General features: G+C 49.5%; 15 protein-coding genes. 3 read left to right on the top strand and 12 right to left on the bottom strand.

All coding sequences use genetic code 11. The features are described 5' to 3' along the window. The first annotated feature begins 67 nt into the window (after window positions 1-67). Both BWX39_RS09335 and BWX39_RS12610 read left to right on the top strand, forming a co-directional pair. Complete coding sequence (locus BWX39_RS09335) at window positions 68-2,356, top strand: NADP-dependent malic enzyme (protein WP_028906388.1); 2,289 nt, start codon at window positions 68-70, stop codon at window positions 2,354-2,356. Between the two features lie 321 nt (window positions 2,357-2,677). Then, a complete protein-coding gene (locus BWX39_RS12610; RefSeq protein WP_076123393.1) occupies window positions 2,678-2,887 on the top strand; it encodes a hypothetical protein in 210 nt (69 codons plus the stop codon). 75 nt (window positions 2,888-2,962) lie between these two features. Here BWX39_RS12610 and BWX39_RS09325 read toward each other — a convergent pair whose 3' ends face one another. Beyond that, entirely contained in the window at window positions 2,963-4,996 is a 2,034-nt protein-coding gene (locus tag BWX39_RS09325) for a hypothetical protein (RefSeq protein WP_147285773.1), read from the bottom strand. Window positions 4,997-5,644: 648 nt separating this feature from the next. Between BWX39_RS09325 and BWX39_RS12605 the strand changes: the two genes are divergently transcribed. Beyond that, window positions 5,645-5,875: a hypothetical protein gene (locus tag BWX39_RS12605; protein ID WP_076123391.1), complete on the top strand. Its 231-nt coding sequence runs from the start codon at window positions 5,645-5,647 to the stop codon at window positions 5,873-5,875. A gap of 65 nt (window positions 5,876-5,940) precedes the next feature. Here BWX39_RS12605 and BWX39_RS09315 read toward each other — a convergent pair whose 3' ends face one another. The 11 genes from BWX39_RS09315 to BWX39_RS09265 all read right to left on the bottom strand — a co-directional run bounded on the left by BWX39_RS09315 (window position 5,941) and on the right by BWX39_RS09265 (window position 19,230). After that, window positions 5,941-6,450, bottom strand: coding sequence for a hypothetical protein (locus tag BWX39_RS09315; protein WP_028906387.1), 510 nt, complete (start codon window positions 6,448-6,450; stop codon window positions 5,941-5,943). Window positions 6,451-6,543: 93 nt separating this feature from the next. Then, complete coding sequence (locus tag BWX39_RS09310) at window positions 6,544-8,499, bottom strand: NAD(+) synthase (RefSeq protein ID WP_028906386.1); 1,956 nt, start codon at window positions 8,497-8,499, stop codon at window positions 6,544-6,546. A 15-nt stretch (window positions 8,500-8,514) separates the two neighbouring features. Further along, window positions 8,515-9,705, bottom strand: a complete 1,191-nt coding sequence (locus BWX39_RS09305; RefSeq protein ID WP_028906385.1) for a DUF2027 domain-containing protein — start codon at window positions 9,703-9,705, stop codon at window positions 8,515-8,517. A gap of 272 nt (window positions 9,706-9,977) precedes the next feature. Further along, window positions 9,978-11,252 (bottom strand): S-adenosylmethionine:tRNA ribosyltransferase-isomerase, encoded by a 1,275-nt coding sequence (locus BWX39_RS09300; protein ID WP_028906384.1) that lies wholly within the window; start codon window positions 11,250-11,252, stop codon window positions 9,978-9,980. Between the two features lie 11 nt (window positions 11,253-11,263). Next, window positions 11,264-11,965 (bottom strand): phosphatase PAP2 family protein, encoded by a 702-nt coding sequence (locus tag BWX39_RS09295; RefSeq protein ID WP_028906383.1) that lies wholly within the window; start codon window positions 11,963-11,965, stop codon window positions 11,264-11,266. A gap of 14 nt (window positions 11,966-11,979) precedes the next feature. Continuing rightward, on the bottom strand, window positions 11,980-14,556 hold the full coding sequence (locus BWX39_RS09290; RefSeq protein ID WP_028906382.1) for a BatD family protein: 2,577 nt from the start codon (window positions 14,554-14,556) through the stop codon (window positions 11,980-11,982). A gap of 7 nt (window positions 14,557-14,563) precedes the next feature. After that, window positions 14,564-15,241, bottom strand: coding sequence for a tetratricopeptide repeat protein (locus BWX39_RS09285; protein ID WP_028906381.1), 678 nt, complete (start codon window positions 15,239-15,241; stop codon window positions 14,564-14,566). After that, window positions 15,242-16,264, bottom strand: coding sequence for a VWA domain-containing protein (locus BWX39_RS09280; RefSeq protein WP_014708420.1), 1,023 nt, complete (start codon window positions 16,262-16,264; stop codon window positions 15,242-15,244). It lies immediately after the preceding gene. Between the two features lie 42 nt (window positions 16,265-16,306). Continuing rightward, entirely contained in the window at window positions 16,307-17,275 is a 969-nt protein-coding gene (locus tag BWX39_RS09275) for a vWA domain-containing protein (RefSeq protein ID WP_028906380.1), read from the bottom strand. An 18-nt stretch (window positions 17,276-17,293) separates the two neighbouring features. Continuing rightward, window positions 17,294-18,361: a hypothetical protein gene (locus BWX39_RS09270; RefSeq protein ID WP_028906379.1), complete on the bottom strand. Its 1,068-nt coding sequence runs from the start codon at window positions 18,359-18,361 to the stop codon at window positions 17,294-17,296. Continuing rightward, window positions 18,361-19,230, bottom strand: a complete 870-nt coding sequence (locus BWX39_RS09265) for a DUF58 domain-containing protein (RefSeq protein ID WP_028906378.1) — start codon at window positions 19,228-19,230, stop codon at window positions 18,361-18,363. The genes BWX39_RS09270 and BWX39_RS09265 overlap by 1 nt, the downstream gene beginning before the upstream one ends. Window positions 19,231-19,235: the final 5 nt, after the last annotated feature.

Raw genomic sequence — 19,235 nt, 5'->3', positions numbered from 1 at the left:
TATTTAGTAACTTTGCATCTCTACATAGTTTTGTGCAGTGAATTAAAGTCAGTATTAAACTCGTATTATGGTAAAAATAACAAAAGAGGCGGCTCTCGAATATCACCAGAATGGCCGCCCAGGAAAGATAGAAGTAATTCCAACAAAATCATATAGCACACAAACCGACTTGAGTCTTGCCTATTCTCCAGGCGTTGCATATCCTTGTTTGGAAATCCAAGAAAACCCCGACAATGCTTACAAGTACACCGACAAGGGAAACCTTGTAGCCGTTATAACGAACGGAACAGCCGTTCTCGGACTTGGCAACATCGGTGCGATGAGCGGTAAGCCTGTGATGGAGGGCAAAGGACTGCTGTTCAAGATTTACGGTGGCATAGATGTGTTCGATATAGAGATAGACGAAACCGACCCCGACAAGTTCTGCGAAGCGGTCGAAAAGATAGCTCCGACATTTGGTGGCATTAACCTTGAGGACATCAAGGCTCCCGAATGTTTCGCAATAGAAGAACGCCTAAAGCGCACGTTGGACATTCCCGTGATGCACGACGACCAGCACGGCACAGCCATCATATCTTCGGCAGGTCTTAAAAATGCGCTTGAAGTGGCTGGAAAAGACATCGCAAAGGTGCAACTGGTGGTGAACGGCGCAGGCGCAGCTGCCATTTCGTGCACGAAACTGTATATGGCGTTGGGCTTGAAGAAGGAAAACATACTGATGTTGGACTCTCACGGCGTCATTACAACCGACCGTCCGAACCTCACGGAGCAAAAGAAACTCTTCGCAACCGACCGCAAGGACGTGCACACATTGGAGGAAGCGATGAAGGGTGCCGATGTTTTCGTGGGACTATCAAAGGGCAACATTCTCTCGAAAGAGATGATTCAGTCGATGAACGACAACCCTATCGTGTTCGCATTGGCAAATCCAGTACCCGAAATATCGTACGAAGACGCAATGGTAGCACGCCCCGACGTGCTTATGGCTACTGGTCGCTCGGACTATCCGAACCAAATCAACAACGTCATAGGCTTCCCCTACATCTTCCGCGGTGCGCTCGACGTACACGCAAAAGCCATCAACGAGGAAATGAAACTCGCAGCCGTGCACGCCATAGCCGAACTGGCAAAGCAGCCCGTGCCCGACATTGTAAACGAGGTTTACCACGTGAACGACCTTACCTTCGGACAGAAATACTTCATTCCGAAGCCCGTAGACCCACGACTGATAACCGTTGTCAGCGCAGCAGTGGCGAAAGCGGCTATCGACAGCGGCGTGGCAAGAAGACAGATAGAGGACTTCGAGGCATACAAAGACAAGCTGATGCAGCTGCTCGGACAAGAAACGAAATTCACACGCTACCTGCACGCCACCGCAGCACAGCACCCACAGCGTGTCGTATTTGCCGAAGGAGTGCACCAAAATATGCTCAAGGCTGCCGTGCAAGCCAAGCAAGAGGGCATCTGCCAACCCATATTGCTGGGGCACCCCGACCGTATAAAGCGTGTAGCCAACCGTCTGAAGCTCGACCTGACAGGCATAGAGCTCATTGATATGCGTGCCGACAAAGAGCAGGGACGCAGAGCCACATACGCCAAACACCTTGCGGAAAAGCGTGCACGCGAGGGCTACACCTTCGACGAGGCTTACGACAAGATGTACGAACGCAACTATTTCGGTATGTCGATGGTTGAAAACGGCGATGCCGACGCCATGATAACAGGACTGTACACCAAATACAGCGACACCATTAAAATGGCGAAAGACGTTATCGGCATTCGTCCCGAATACAAACACTTCGGCACAATGCACATATTGAATACCAAACGAGGCATCTACTACATTGCCGACACGCTGATAAACCGTATGCCAAACACCGAAACGCTTGTCGATATAACACGGCTCGCCCACCATTCCGTGAAGTTCTTCAACGACAATCCCGTTATGGCAATGGTGTCGTTCTCCAACTTTGGCAGCGACGAAGGCGGCTCACCACAGCAGGTTCGCGAGGCGTTGGCTATGACACAGGAAGCCCACCCCGATTGGCTGATAGACGGAGAAATGCAGATAAACTTTGCGTTGGACAAGAAGTTGCGCGACGAGAAGTACCCCTTCACACGCTTGAAAGGCAAAGACGTGAACACGCTCATATTCCCGAACCTTGCCTCTGCCAACAGTGCATACAAGCTGCTGCAAGGCTTCAGTCCCGAAACAGAGGTGATAGGTCCTATCCAAATGGGACTGAACAAGCCTATCCACTTCACCGACTTCGAATGTTCTGTACGCGACATCGTGAACATCACGGCAGTTGCAGCAATCGACGCCTATATAGAAAAGATAAAGAACAAGCTATAAGCAAGCACCAGAACTGCGTGCTTACCACACAAACGCTACCTTATTATAATACAAACGCCACCTTACTGCCCTCAGCAAGGTGGCGTTTACATTTATAACGAAGCAACAGTAACTTGAACTACCCTATCTGCCCTATCATCTTGCTGTGGCATTTACATTCACAACAAACCGATAGAAACCTATCGGAACCTATCCTCTTCCGAACAGAAAACCTCCTCGCCCACTCCCTCTATTCCGCTTCTATTCCTTGCTCAATATGCAGAAATAAGACTATAAAACTGTAAATATTTTTCACAAGCGTAACTATCGCATAACAACCTAATTATCAATACGTTGCAAAACCTATTGTTTTGCATTCCAAAAGCGGCTCTTTTGCACGGTAAAAGCGTAGGTTTTGCGTTGCAAAACAGCCGCTTTCGCAACGCCAAATCGAAATTACCGTTTTTCGTCAGAATTATCTTTACAAAACAACCGTACAAGCGTAACGATGCAAAAACAACAAAATCCCCTCACCCGACCAATTCCGAGTAAGGGGATTTCCGTTAGTTTCGTCTTCCCCGTGAGGGGAAAAAGGGCGCAATAATGTACGCCCTTACAAAACTGTTCTTATTGCTTTACTACCTTCTTGCCGTTTACAATGTACACGCCCTTTGGCAGTTTGTTCAGTTCAACAGAAAGACGGACACCGCTAAGGGTGTAGATACCCTGCTTTGCAGTGGCTGTGTCGGTTGTCAATGAGCCGATAGCTGTTGCACCGTTGGTTATCACCACCTTGCCCTTTACCAATGTTCCCTTGAGCGCAACGCCTTTCAGCGATTCGTCAAATTCAGCTACCACTGGTTCGGTAATGGCGCAACCCTCCATGGTGAGCATTGCCAAGTTACAGATTGAGCCCAAGTTTGTGCCCTCTGCACTTACCGTAGCTTTCTTGACAGTGAGCTTCTCTTCGTCCTTTCCACTGTTTCCAGAGATACCACAGTCCAATCCTTTCGCATTTACGGTGCAATCTTCAATGGTGAGAGCAGTACCAATAGCGTTGATAGCTGTTTGTTTGGTGCTCTCCACGTTGAGCGTACCACCACCTGCAATGGTCATTGGCTTTGAGAAGACGATAGCTGCCTCGCTGCCTTTCAGCGTGTTGTTGCCGACAACCTTGATTGTCAGACCGTCGATTACAGAGAAGATGGCATTCTTCTCTCCTACATTTATCGTAGCATTTTCGAGGGTGAGGGTCTTCGTTTCATCGTCGTACTTCACTGTTCCGTCCACGCCTTCAATCTCAGAAAGGTTGCCACAGTTCTTCTCGTTCACCTTTACGCCTGCAATCATAAGCTCGTATTCGGTTATAGGTGCTGGTGCAGGACCAATGACAACCTTGTCTTTTACCAACGCTCCGTTCAGTGCAACGCCGTGCAACGACTCGTTGAACGCTGCTCCCACAGGTTCGGTGATAACGCAACCTTCCATCGTGAGGGTAACAAAGTCGCATACAGAGCCTCCCTCTTTGCCTTCGGCAGTTACCTTGGCATTCTTGATGGTGAGCTGCTCGCTATTCTCTCCGTCATTTCCAGAGATGCCACAGGCTAATCCTTTCGCATTTATGGTGCAATCTTCGATAACAAGAGAAGTACCGACAGCGTAGATAGCAGTTTCTTTAGTGCTCTCTGCATTGAGCGTACCGCCGCCTGTAATGGTCATTGGCTTTTGGAAACCGATGGCTGTATTGGTGCCTTTCAGCGTGTTGTTACCAACAACCTTGAGTGTCAAACCGTCGATTACAGAGTAAATTGCATCCTCTTTTTCGATATTTATCGTAGCATCTTCGAGTGTTAGGGTCTTGGTTTCAGGGTCGTACTTCACGGTTCCCTTCACCCCTTCAATCTCAGAAAGGTTGCCACAGTTCTTATCGTTCACCTTTGTACCTGCAATAATGAGTTCGTATTCGGTAACAGGTGCCGAAGCTGGTGCGATAATTACCTTGTCTTTCACCAACGCTCCGTTCAGTGCAACGCCGTGCAAAGATTCGTCGAACGCTGCTCCAGCAGGCTCGATGATGGCACAGCCTTCCATAGCGAGCGATGCTATGTTGCCGATAGAGCCTTCACTTGTGCCCTCTGCGGTTATCTTGGCGTTCTTGACAGTGATGTCTTCGCCGTGATTACCGTCATATCCTCTAATGCCAAACTTTCCTCCCTTGACATTCAGAGTGCAGCCCTCGACGGTGAGCGTGTTGCCACTGGTGTTGATACCGCTTTCGTCGCTACCTACTATCTCGAGTGTTCCGTCGCCTATGATACTTGTTGGTCTTGAGAAGATAATTCCATAAGCCTGTGCAGTTATCTTGTTGGTGCCCAAGACTTTAATTTTCAGACCGTAGATGTCTGAAGATATGGCGTACATAATGTCGCCTTCTATCGTTGCGTCTTGCAGTGTTAGCGTTTTGGTTTTAGGTTCGTAGTTTACAGTTCCGCTTACGCCGTCAATCTCGGAGAGGTCTTTGCAGTTATCTGAAGTTACCACCTTGCCACCAACCGCAAGGTTGTACTCGATTTGCGCCTGCGTCGTGGTGGGCAGGGCAAACATTGCAATGAACAACGCCACGAACGTTGCGCAGCTGTTTCTTAATAAGTTTGTCATCATTGTTTTTACTTGTGCCTCCCTGTTGAAACTCTTTCAGAGCAACGCCGTGTCGGAGGCGCGGGCGTTTGAGAAGTTAAAATAAATTTCTACCTTATTTATTACAAGGTCATAATATTGATTTTTTTAGCGTATGCAAAGATAATGCCAACGAGAAACATAAGAATTCATTCTTAAATGTTCGAGTGCAGCTTATCTTATGCAAAGGTAATGCCAACGAGCAACATAAGAATTCATTCTTGAATGTTCGAGTGCAGCTTATCTTATGCAAAGATAACGCCAGCGAGCAACATAAGAATTTATTCTTGAATGTTCGAGTGCAGCTTATCTTATGCAAAGATAATGCCAACGAGTAACGTAAGAATTTATTCTTGAATGTTCGAGTGCAGCTTATCTTATGCAAAGGTAACGCTTTTATGCCATACGCTCAAATATTCCCTCAATGTTTTTCTTTTTCCTGCCAATAGTTGCTATATTGTGGTGTGTCTATTATGTGCTTATGTTGCAACCCCACATTCACGGCATTGCCAAGTAAGTGATAAAAAAATAGGAGCGTGAACATTTCACGCTCCCAACATATAGACTTTTAATGCTGCCTGTTATATGGAAAATAGATTATAAAAGTGTAAATATTTTTCACAGGCGTAACTATTGCATAACTATCTTGCTTTCAACGCTTTGCAAAACCTATTGTTTTGCATTCCAAAAGCGGCTGTTTTGCACGGTAAAAGCGTAGGTTTTGCGTTGCAAAACAGCCGCTTTCGCAGTGCCAAATCGAAATTACCGTTTTTCCTGCGAATTATATTTACAAAGCTAAGGGTGTTTTCGGGGGTTGTGCTAGAGATTCTAGAAAACTCTAGTTCTCCTAGGAATTCTATATAAATGCAAGGAAAAAGGGTTGCAAAGGAGAGGAAAAGGTGCTACCAAAGCAAACCAAGTGGTGCGCCCTACTCTATTTTAAAGATGTATATATCAGCCCAAATGGTAACATCTACCCGCACGGTGGTGTCGGGTTTGCGGAATTGCAGCACGTTCGTGGCTGCAGGACTGTTGCTCAGAATGAAACCTATGTTGCGCAGTTGCTGCGAAAAGCGGCGATAATAGGTCTTGTCCCAAAACACGACTTCGATGCCTGCGCCTTGCGTGTCGATGATTCCGAGCGAGGAAAGGTCGCCCTTTTGAAAGAGTTTATAGAGGGGTTCTGATGCTTCGTACTGCTCGTTGGGCTGCAAATGCCAGCCCCAAATGTGGCGTGGGTCGCTGTCGTCGAGGTACTTAGAGGCACGTATGCGGCGCAGACCGTAGCGGCGGAAGGGTGGCGTTGCGGGCTGCTTGCGTGTCTTTTGCAGCTGATATTGCAACAATTCTACTGCCGTTAATTGGACATAATTGCCATACTGGGCTTTCCCCAATATGGCAATTAAGAGTAATAGGAATGTGAAAAGGATTCGTTTCATTCTTTTTCGTTCCTCAAGAGGTGCGTTTTCTGGTCGTGGCAATGCTCAAACACGTTTGCCATTGCACAATCCGACTTGGCGAAAACGTTTGTTTTAGAGTTGCTCAATCTCTGCCAACCAGTTGGTGCTGTTGGCATCTGACGGCATGCGCCAATCGCCACGGGGCGACAGACTCACCGTTCCTACCTTCGGACCATCGGGCAGACACGAGCGTTTGAACTGATGTTTGAAGAAGCGACTTACGAAAGTGTAGAGCCATTTCTTTATTTCCTCGCCTGTGTACTTGCCTTCGAACGCCTTTCCTGCAAGGTAATAAATCTTCGATGGGTGGAAACCGTGGCGCAGGAAGTAGTAGAGGAAGAAGTCGTGCAACTCGTATGGGCCAACGATGTCTTCCGTCTTCTGCTGTATTTCGCCCTTTTCGTCGGCAGGAGTAAGCTCTGGCGAAATCGGTGTTGCCACGATGTCGTGCAGTGCTTCTGCCACTTTGGCGTTGTCGGAAAGGTCGGCAACGTAGGTAACGAGGTGGCGCACAAGTGTCTTGGGCACACTTCCGTTTACGGCATACATACTCATGTGGTCGCCGTTGTAGGTACACCAGCCGAGCGCAAGTTCGCTTAGGTCGCCCGTTCCGATAACCATTCCACCGTATTTGTTCGACAAATCCATCAAGATTTGTGTGCGTTCGCGTGCCTGTGCATTCTCGTAGGTAGAGTCGTGAACGTCTATATCGTGCCCTATATCCTTCAAATGCTGCACCACCGATGGCTCTATGCTTATCTCTTTTATCTCCACACCCAACTCTTCCATAAGTGCAATGGCATTTCTGTGTGTACGTTCTGACGTACCGAAGCCTGGCATCGTAACGCCGATAATGCCCTTGCGGTCGAACTTCAGCTTATCGAAAGCACGCACACAGACAAGCAATGCGAGTGTAGAATCGAGTCCGCCGCTCACGCCGATTACGATGGTCTTGCAGTTGGTGTGTAGCAATCGCCTTGCCAAGCCCGTTACCTGAATGTTGAAAACCTCCTCGCAGGCAGCCTCCATATCCTCGCTTTGAATGAAAGGCTGTGGATTTATCCTGCGTGTAAGGGTGAATTCGCGTTCCGTATTCTCCTTTGGCAAACAGTTTACGTAGGTCTTTTCGGGCAGCACACCGCCGATTGGGTCTACATACATATCCTTCTGTGCATTCGCAAAGGTGGTGTTCGAGCGACGCTCTGAGCGCAGTTTCTCTATGTCAATCTCGCCTATGATGAGTTGTGGGTCGAGCGAGAAGCGTTCAGCCTCGGCTATCTGGGTTCCGTTTTCGTATATGAAGGCATTGCCACCGAACACTACATCTTGCGAGCTTTCGCCGAAACCGCAGCTGCTATACACATACGCCGAGATGGTACGGGCACTCTGCTGTGCCAGCAAAGCCTCGAGATAGCGGTGCTTACCAATCTGTTCGGTACTTGCCGAAAGGTTGAACATAATCTCTACGCCTGCCAATGTGAGTGCATTGCTTGGCGGAATGGGTGCCCAGATGTCCTCGCAGATTTCGATTCCGAACTTCACTCCGTCGGCTGTACGGAATATCTGACGTGCTGGCGTAACCAATACGGTCTGACCAGCGTAGTGTATTTGTGTTGGACAAAGGTCGCGTGCCGATGCAAACCAACGCTTTTCGTAGAACTCTGCATAGTTCGGCAGATAGGTCTTGGGCACGATTCCGATGATTTTTCCGTGCTGAACCACGGCAGCACAGTTTAGCAACAATGGACCGACGCACACAGGAATGCCGACAATGGCAATGATGTCGAGCTGGCGTGTGAAGTCGAGCAACATCATCATAGCGTGCTCCGAGTCGTCGAGCAACAATTGTTGGCGGAACAAGTCCTGACACGTATAGCCCGTAATACAGAACTCTGGGAAGACGATTATCTCAACCCCCTGCCCCTCAGCCATCACAATTTGCTTTTCAATAGCTTCAAGATTAAACTTAGTGTCTGCAATCCTTACTTCAGGTATTGCCGTAGCCACTTTGATAAATCCGTATTTCATTCTTAAAAATCTATATTAGGTTATTATTGTTACTTGCGTTGCGCCGTAGCCGTATTCGCGGAACGACGCGTCTTGGAACTGGTATTTCTTGTACCGATAGTTCAGTTCGCGGAGTATGGCACGGCGCAGAACGCCTTCGCCTTTACCGTGAATAAAGACTATTTTCTGCTGGTTCTTGTTCTTATACTGTTCCAAAGTGGCGTGGAAAATTCCCATCTGATATTCCAAGATATCGCCCGCCGACATACCTGCGGTGGTTTCCAACACCTCTTCAGCATGCAAATCTACAACAATTTTATCGTTTTTAAGAATTTGTTTGGAATGTTTTGCCTTACTTTGGTTGTTTTCGTACCTCCGTTCCAATGATTTTCGGGCTGGCTGTGGTTGTGGTACCACATTTTTGGTGTTGCTGCCCTGCAGTTTCTTGGGCAGTTCCAACTTCGGCTCGATGTGTGTTTCCTCCACCTTTGCTTTCTCGGTAATGGCGTAAAGCAGTGCGGGCGAGTCGAAGAAATCGTTCTCACGGAAAGTGTTCAGCTTATAAAACTTCGTGGCATCGATGCGGATTCGCGTGTCGAGTGCGGGCTTCCGCTCGAACGGTTTGTCGGCTTTGTAGGCAAAAAGCTGCACGCACGTTTCGGTAAGGTCGTTCAAATCGGTGTAGGCAAACTGCTCCATAAACACCTTCGTGTTGGGTTCTATCTCGCCTACCGACTTGCAACGCCACTCTTTTCCGTTGCCCACCATATATATATAATGTATATAATAGTTGCTGTCGTTCACCATATACGATTCAAAATCGGTGTTGTTCAGTTCCCGGAGCTTTGTCGGAACAAACGCCAAATATGCCGTGAGCGTGTTGCCACCCTCTCGTTCGCGTGGCTGCGGAATGAAATTGTCTGCTGGGTCGTAGTCTGGCTCTTCCACTTCGTCCCACTTCTCGTCGACTACCGTATCGGCGTGGTCGCTCAGTCGGGCTTTTATCGACTTCGATTTGCCTTCTTCCTGTTCCTGCTTTGTCTGCTCCAAGCTTTTTATCTTGGCTTCCGACATATCGTCGTTGCCCACCAACACCACGTCGTTGATGGGCGTAGGAATTTCAAAACCGTCTTCGTCTTCCACCAAAACTATCTTGTTGCCTTGGAAACCAGAGATGGTGCCACCTCCAACTTCGCTCAAAAATCTAACCTTATCGCCTATTTTCATTTTCTTTATCTTTTACTTCGATTGCTGTAATAAATGTTTACAAAAAACCATAATTTCGCTATCGCATTTCAAAAGCGTAGGTTTTGCACGGTAAAAGCGGCTGTTTTGCCTTGCAAAACCTACGCTTTCGCATTGCAAAACAACCGCTTTTACAACGCCTTTGTAAACATCTGATTGACAGATAATTATCTTTTCGTATCCTTGTAATGTTTTTTTACTGACTCTGTATTGTATTTTTGCCCTTTTTCTGTTGTTTCTATCCGCAGACAAAGCTACGGTATGAGCAGACTGCTGTCGCCATAACTCAAGAAGCGGAAGTTGTTTGCGAGGGCATAGTCGTACACTTTGTGCCAATCGCCTTTGAGGAATGCGCTCACAAGAAGCAGGAGCGTAGACTGCGGTTGGTGGAAGTTGGTTACGAGCATCTTCACTATCTTGTAGTTAAAGCCTGGCGCAATGATGATTTGCGTGCTGGAATGGAGAGCCGACAAGTCATTGCTGTCCAAGTAGGCAAGCAGATTTTGCAATGCTCGTTCTACAGTTACGGCAGTGCCATTCACGATGACGAGCCCATCGGCATTGTGTTCCTGCTCGTAAGGTTCCCATTGGCAAACATGCAGTTCGTCTTCCGCAGCCTGCGGATTGCGCTCCAACTTCACGCCCATATAGTAAAGACTTTCGAGCGTGCGCACGCTGGTTGTGCCCACGGCGATGGCAGAACAGCCGTGCGAAAGCAGGTTTTCGAGGGTGTGGCGATGCACCACCACGTATTCGGTGTGCATGTTGTGCCCTTCTATCTCGGTGCTCTTTACGGGCTTGAAGGTGCCTGCGCCGACGTGAAGGGTGAGTTCGTCGCGGACGATGCCTGCCTCGTCGAGTGCTGCCAACACCTTGTTAGTGAAGTGCAGACCTGCCGTAGGTGCTGCCACCGAGCCTTTTATCTTTGAATAAACGGTCTGATAGGTCTGCTTGTCGCTCTCTTGGGTGTTGCGGTTCAGGTAGGGCGGTATGGGCAACTCGCCCACTGCTTCGAGTATTTCGGCAAACGACACCTTGCTGTTGTCCCACGCAAAGTCTACCCAATGGTTGGTTCCGCCCGCTGCTGCCGCATTCGCCTTCGTGCGGTCTACGGTGGCTGTGAGTTCCAGCGTGTTGCCGTTGATTTCAAACGAACGTTTCAGCGTGCCCTCTTTCCACTTCTTCAGGTTACCTATCATACAGAGCCACGAGCACCGTGCATTGGTCTGGAACATCAGTTCGTAGTCGGTAGGCTGTGCAGGTTCCATAAGGAATATCTCGATGAGCGCACCTGTTTCCTTGCGGAAGTGCATACGTGCCTGTATCACCCTTGTATTGTTGAACACCATAAGCGCACCTTTGGGCAGGTGGGTGGGCAGGTTGCAGAACACGTCCTCGCCCACTTCGCCATGCTTGTAGAGCAACAGTTTGCTGTGGTCGCGCTGTGCGAGTGGGAACTTTGCGATGCGTTCGTCGGGCAGCGGATAGTCGTAATCCGATATTTTAATATGTCTTGTTTTTTCTAACATGTTGTTGGGGGTTATAATCCTGCTTCTATCACACCACGCACGACGCAGTAAATGCAGGTTAAAACGATTGTTGCAAGCACAACATCTATATCTTTCAGACTGTAACCCGTCTGTGTGTATTGGTCTGTAACATAGGGCGATATGGGCGCAACACGCCTTGTTATCTTGCTGTAGCCGAAGTAGCACAGCGAAGCGATGGTTATTCCAGCCAGCGTACCCATGAGAACATCGGTTGGGAAGTGCACGCCGAGGTACAGACGCGTCCACGCAACGGTTATCGCCCAAACGAAGAGGAAGGTGGAAAGCACACGGCTGCGCACCAAAAGCACAAAGAACACTACCACGGTGAAGGCGTTGCAGGAGTGGGCGGAGAAGAAGCTGAAGCCGTCTGCCGTATAACCGTTCACCAACGATATGCTGTCTGCCAGCGAAGGGTCGAACGATGGGCGCAGACGACCGACCAATGGTTTCACCAAACCGCCGTTTATGCCGTTGGAAAGCAGCATACACGCAGCCACAGCAGCCACAATGAGAAAGATGCGGCTCCACTTCTCGTTGTTCTTCACTACGAGATAGAGCAGGGATATATACATGGGAATCCACGTAAGACCCGATGTGAACACGAGTACTACGTGGTCGAGGAATGCGCTGTTGCTGCCGTTGAGTACCAACAGCAAGGCTTTGTCGTATTCGATGATAGTGAACAAATCCATTGTATCTTCGGTTTTTATATTTCTTCTAACTGGTTTGCGGGTATCCAGCCTGTCGATTGGTCGGGCAGGCGTATGCCTTTCCAGTCGTCCATACTGCTGTCTACGATTTCAACCTTCGTGCCTTCGTGCAGCGTAATGGCATTTTCGCCCTTTGCATCGGGGGTTGCTTTCACGGTGGCAATGGAGGCAACGATGATGGCTTGATTGCAGTTTCGCTTTTCGTTCTGCTGCATTTTGGCAAAGACAACGCAGAGCACAAAGAGCAAAAGGAAACCAAAAGCAGCGAAAAAGCCCACCTTGCGCTTCGATATGGTGGTGGCAAGGAAGTACATCAGCGCAAAGGCAAGACTGAAAAAGAGTACCACCAAGCTTACTATGCCCCATGCGTCGATGCTCATAGCATAGACTACGGCGTGCAGCCATCGCATAAAGAAGACGTCGGATTCGGGCGACAGGCGGTCGATGGTCTTTGCTTGAGCCAGCTGTAGGTTGTAGCGTGTGTCCTCGTCGCTGGGCGCAAGTTTCAGCGCACGTTCGTAAGCGATGATGGCTTGCGTAACGTCGCTGTTGCGATAGTACGCATTGCCGAGGTTGTAATAAAGGGGTGCCGATGGCTTTTGCTTTATCAGTGCTTGGTAATCCTTTATCGCTTCTTGGTAATTACCTTTGTTGTAAGCCTTTGCAGCCTCCTCCATCGTAACGGCAGAGGCGTGCTGCGACAGGGCGAAAAGGGCGAAAACGAGTGCAGACAGCAGCAGGAATGTAGTGCCGTTACCCTTGTCAGTCGCTTTTGTGCGTTGGTTTCTCATTGCTTCTTCTATGTCTGTAATGGCTTTCACCGCCGCGTCGTAGGTCAGCGACATATTGCCACGCTCGTCGCCGGGTGCATAACGCTGGAACTCGCATTCGTCCAAAGCGGCTATGAACTTGTCTATCACGCTGCCGTCGATGCCCAATTCGGCAAAGTTTTCCTTCACATTGTTGCGCGAGAGCTGCTCTACGGGAATGTTCAACTTGTCGCTGACGTATCCCCAAAGTGCCCGCAGGTTCTCGTCGTAGAAGTCTTCTGCCTTGCGCATCTCAAGGAATACCTTGGCTTTATGCAGACGATTGAGTGCCACACGCTCGGCGTTCTTGCCCTTCAGGCGGGCTATGTCGCCACGGATATTGGCACGTTTGCGCAGCATTATGAGGGCAACGACGAACACGGCGACAAGCAACAGTGCCACGAACCAATAGCCGAACGAGCCGAAGAAGTTTGTTTCAGCCAGCATTTGCTCTGCTCCTGTCTTCAGTCCGCGTATGTCCTGTTTGCCGTTTCCGGTGAAAGCTTCCACGTTTTGCGTTGTTCCGTCGCCCTTAGCCACGTTGATTTTGAACGCTTGTGTGCGCAAAGTCTTGTACGATTTGGTAGCCGTGTCGAAGTAAACGAAGGTTACAGGTGGCACCGTATATTTGCCCTCCTTGCGTGGAACAGCCAGGAAGTCGTAGACCATACTGCCCTCTACGCCGTTGGCGGTGAGGTGTGTCTTGTCTGATAGCTTAGGGTCGTAGACGTCGAAACCGTCGGGAAACGTTACTGTGGGCTGGCGCATAAGCTTCAGGTTGCCCACACCTGCAATGACAATGCGCAGGTTTACGGGGTCGCCTTCCTTTACATCGGTCTTGTTCAGCTGTGCCTTGATGTTGAGTTTGCCCACTGCACCCGAGAAGTCGGTGGGTTTTTGGGGCAGTGGCAGCACGTCGATGGCGATGCCTTCTGCTTCTACCTGCTTCTGTATATCGCCCCCATCGTTCATAAAAGCAAAGGGGTCGAAGTCGTCAATATTGGGGCGCACAAGTCCTGTAAAGGTTACGGAAGGCACACGAAGCTTGCCTGTTGCCTGCGGATAGACTACATACTGGCTCCAAGTGGTGGTGCGATAGGTGCGTCCGTTCAGCTTTTCGGTGCGGAAAACCTTCTGTTGCGGCAGGGTTATCTCTTGCACATGAGAGCCTTTAATATCAGGCATCTTGCCTGCCATACGCACCAAGTTCACGTTCGTATATACCTTATAGGTAAGCAACACTGGTTCTTGCTCGTGCACGGTGCGCTTGTTTGCCGTTACCTTGACGAACAAATCCTTGCTCCCAATGGTCTTTACTTCGGGGCGGGTAATCGCTATGTCCTGCCTTCCGCCACCGTTCGACTGTGCCGAACGACTAATATTGGCATTTCCCGCAGCCGTTATCTTCACCGGTGTAGACGCCAATGTCTGACCTTTCACGATAATCCGTGCAGGCGGAATATTGAAATTGCCTCGCTTTGTTGCCATGAAGACGTAGGTGTACGACTCTGACGACGAACTGCTCATGTGGCCGTTCACCATCTGTAAGTTCCTTTGCGAAGTACGATAAGGACCTGCCAACAGTTCGATACCGTGCGGCATCTTGCCCAATTTCAGTTCTTCTACATCTTCAGTATAAATAATATACTCTACTTGGAATTGCTCTCCTACCTCTACTTGTCGCGGTGCTGCCACACGAACGTGCTGTGCCAACGCTGCAAGCGGTAGCAGAAAGGATAGCAGTATGTTGATATGTCGTTTCATAATGTCGTTACCAGTTCTTTTCTAAATGTCTGCTTGGAGACTGCTTCATGTGTTCCTTGAGCCGTTGCAACGTTGCTTTTTCTTCCTGCATGGCTGCATTCAGCATCTGCTCGGCGTTGTCCTTGCTCATTCCGTCGTCCTCTTTCTTCTTGTCTTGAGGATTCTGCTGCTTGTTTTTATCGTTGTTCTTATTCTTGTTCTTATCCTTTTTATCGTCCTTTTGCTGCTGCTTGTTCTGCTGTTGTTGCTGCTGTTGCTTCTTCAGAAGTCGCATACACTGGGTCAGATTGTAGCGTGCGTTGGTGTGTTTGGGGTTGTTGCGCAGTGCATTCTTGTAGGCTTCCACCGCTTTCTGATAGTCTTTTTTACCTTGAAATACCGTTCCCAGATTGTGGAAAGCACTTGCACGGCGGACTTTGTTCGCCTCGTTTTCCGCCGCCAACGTGTAGTTCTGTATCGCCAAAGAATCCTTGTGCTGCGCCTGCATGGCACAACCGAGGTCGTAAGCGGCTATCGCATTCTGCCCGTTGGCAGCGAGAGCCTTTCGGTAATTCACCTCTGCTTCGCCGTACTTCTTGGCTGCAAAGGCTGCATTACCCTTGCGAATGTACTGCCTATCGGTCTGTGCCGTTGCCGCAAGTACGACAAAAGCAAGGCAAAGCAATATGTATAATTTCCTTATCATTTATTTCTTAGTAAACAGATTTATGCGATTGAGCAGCGGATTCTTGCGTTCCATAAGCAATGCCTCTACGATAAGGAGAAGCAAGACGATGGCTGCAAGGGCGGGAAACTGGTCGGCATAATCGCTGTACGACACACTTTCAATTTCGCCGTGCTGCATTTTTGCAATCTCGTTGTCGAGCATCTGCTCTGCCGCCGCCGTGTTATCGACATGTATGTACATACCTTTTCCAGCCTCGGCAACCTTTCTGCACATATCCTCGTTGAGCTTTGTCATCACGGTTTGTCCGTTCTTGTCCTGCAAATAGCTGCCGTCGTCCATCGGAATGGGTGCTCCTGCCGTTGAACCGATGCCGAGAATGAAGACCCGAATGCCTGCTTTCTGCGCCTTCCGAGCCATCTCTTCTGCCCCGCCCTCGTGGTTTTCGCCGTCGGTAATGATGATGATGGCTTTGCCGAACTTGCTGTTCTGCGTGAAACTATGCTGCGAAAGCTCGATTGCCTTTGCTATATCGGTGCCTTGAGAGCCTATGAGCGAAGGACTGATATTGTCCAAGAACATCTTTGCAGATATGTAATCGGCAGTAATTGGCAGCTGTACGAAAGCGTCGCCAGCGAAGACTACGAGTCCGATTTTATCGTTTGTGAAATGATTCAGCAGGTCTTCAACGAGCCGTTTGCTGCGTTCCAACCTCGACGGAGCGACATCTTCGGCAAGCATAGAGTTGCTGATGTCCAACGCAATCATCGCTTCGATGCCCTCACGCTTGTCTTTCGATATCTTCGTACCCATTTGCGGACGTGCTATCATAACGACCAAGAGCGTCAGGATAACCTCCATAAGGTAGAATTTCAGCAGCGGACGATGCTTTGAATAGCCTGGCACGAGTTGCCTCAACAGCGTTTTGTCGCCGAAACGAGCCATACGTTTGCTGCGCTTGAAAGCCCAAATATGGTAGACTGCTGCCAATATGGGAATCAGCAGAAGCAACCATAGGTATGTGGGATTAGCAAATCTGAACATTCTTTCTTTTATTCTTGTCCTCTCCGAACGCCCTTATGTCCGTTAAGGAATACGTTTAAACACTGTTATTCGCAACACTACTTCGACAAAAAACACCAACAATGCCAACATAGCGAAAGGCACATAAGCCTCGTATCGCTTACCGTAGGAGGTGGCATCGAGCTTTGTTTTCTCCAATTTGTCGATGTCCTTGTATATCTGCGACAGCTCGCTTCGGCTCTGTGCACGGTAGAACTCGCCGTCGGTTTGCATGGCAATGTCCTGCAAGGTCTTATAGTCTATCTCGCCTACGACCCTTCCCTGCGCATCGGTACCTTCGGTTCCAAGTCCGATGGTGTAGACACGCACGCCGAACTTCTTTGCTATGGCAGCGGCTGTGAGGGGCGAAATGTCGCCCACATTGTTGCTTCCGTCGGTCAAGAGTATTACAACCTTGCTCTTAGCCTCAACGTTCTTGAGGCGTCCGACAGCATTTGCCAATCCCATACCGATTGCCGTACCGTCTTGTATCAGCTTGTTCACCGACAAATCGGCTCTTACGCCAGCCAGCAAATTAAGCAACGAGGCGTGGTCGGTGGTCATTGGGCACTGCGTAAACGCCTCTCCTGCAAAGATAGTAAGCCCTATATTGTCGTTCGGACGTGAGGAAATAAACTCCCGTGCCACGTCTTTTGCCACTTCGATGCGGTTGGGTTCCACATCGTCGGACAGCATACTGGCAGACACATCGACCGCCAACATAATATTGATGCCCTCTACCTGCTCGTCGCCAACGGGACTATTGGACTGCGGACGAGCCAGAACGATGACCACCAGTGCATATACCACACAGCGCAGGAGCATGGGCAGATGCACAAGGCGCACCTTCCAGCTCTTCGGTGCATACCGAAACGTAAAGGTATCGCCCATACGCAGCGTGGGCTCGCTTTTGTTCCTGTAAAGGAAATACCATATTATATAAGGTATAAGGAGCAAAAGCAGCAATAAGTATTCTTTGTTTGCAAATTCCATTTTCGCTTCGTCCTCCTCTTAATTCATCAGTTCGGTTATGCCCCACGCTGCGATAGCAGCAAGTGCGAGGGCTGCCACGATGGCGGCATACTTGCACCAACGCAAGATGCGACGCATACGCTGATTGCGCAAGTCTTCCTGTTCGGCAGCCGAAAGGGTCGGTTCCTGCGGTGGCTGATAGCCAGCCTTGGTTTCTTCTATATAGTCCACGACATTGCCGAGATAGTAGTTCTTCTCGTTGTCCTGTGTGGAATACTTGGCAAACTTCACAAGGTCGGCAGTGGCAAACACACGCTCCAACTCGGCGTTGGTCTCGCTGTTGCTCTCGCGTCGCAGCGTTTCCACGATTTCTGCCGACGTCATTTCCATTGCCTTAATGCCGAATCGGTCTTCCAGATACTCACGGAGAATGTCGGTGAGTGCGGTGTAATACGCCTTTTCGTCGGCGTTGTCAGTACTGCTGTTCTGAGTCTTCACCTGCTCTATGGCACGCATTGCCTTCTCGTGTGGCAGCAGTTTGCGTTCGGGTTGCTTGCGTTTCACAAGCGGTTTCTGGTTCTTCAACCGCAGACTGATGGCGTATGCCACTGCCAAGAGCAGCAAGGCGAGTACGCAAAGACCGTAATATGGTAACCACTCGCTTAGCTGAAACGGTGGTTTCTGTATGCCGTCGTTGGGTCGTGCAGGTGCCGTAGCAGCGGTGTCTACCTTCACTTCCTCGACATCGAAGGCGAGTTTGTCGGTGGTATAGTCCTTTCCGTCTACCTGAACGGTAACGGCAGGCAGCTCGTAGTTGCGTGCGTCCCACGCCGTAAGGGTGCGACGGAATGCCAGCGTGTAGGCATTGCCGTTGCGAACGGTGTCGATGTGCTGTTCCATAACCTCTATTCCGCGCGGCACATTGGTGGTATCGGCAAAGTGGGCATACGCCACCTTCGCACCCTTGGGGGCATCTACCACGACAGACCAGTGGGTTGGCTCGCCTATGAGTATCTTCGCAGAGTCCAACACGGCTTTCACACGCACCTGTGCAGAGGCGAGTACAGCCACGAGAGCGAGGGTTATGGTTAGGAAAAACTTCTTCATCAGCTTCGTTGGGCAAATAGTGCCATTAGTTTTTTAACGTAATCGTCGTTCGTTGCAATGGATATACAGTCTACATTGCTCTTCGAGAACACTGCCTGCAATTCGTCCTGCCGTTTCAGCCAATTGGCTTTATAGGCGTTGCGCAACTTTACGCTGCCCGTATCTACCAGCATTTCGTGCCCTGTTTCGGCATCGCTGACCTTCATCAGTCCTACGTCGGGCAACTCCTTGGCACGAATGTCGTACACCTGAACGGCTATGACGTCGTGCTTTCGGTTAGCTATCTGCAACACGTGCTCGAAGTCGGAACGCACGTAGAAATCGCTCAGCACGAACGCCGTGCAAGGTCGCTTCACCACACGGGTGAGGAACTCTATGGCTGCATTGACGTCGGTTTTCTTGCTTTCGGGCTCGAAGTTGAGCATCTCACGTATGATGTAGAGAATGTGCTTGCGCCCCTTCTTGGGTGCAATATATTTCTCTATGCGGTCGGAAAAGAAGATAACGCCGATTTTATCGTTGTTCTGTATGGCAGAGAAAGCAAGGGTTGCGGCAATCTCGGTTGCCATATCGCGCTTCATCTGGTGGGTTGTTCCGAAGTCCAACGAGCCGCTGACGTCGATGAGCAGCATCACGGTGAGTTCTCGTTCTTCCTCGAAAACCTTCACAAAGGGGTGATGGAAACGTGCCGTAACGTTCCATTCTATATCGCGGACATCGTCGCCGTACTGGTATTCACGCACCTCCGAGAAAGCCATACCACGCCCCTTGAAGGCTGAATGGTATTGCCCTGCAAAGATGTTCTGACTAAGACGACGCGTCTTAATCTCAATCTTTCGTACCCGACTGAGCATTTCGGTGGTGTTCATACGTT

Origin of the sequence: Prevotella intermedia ATCC 25611 = DSM 20706, from assembly GCF_001953955.1 — a bacterium.
Classification (GTDB): domain Bacteria; phylum Bacteroidota; class Bacteroidia; order Bacteroidales; family Bacteroidaceae; genus Prevotella; species Prevotella intermedia.
This window is presented reverse-complemented; position numbering and strand designations above follow the sequence as displayed.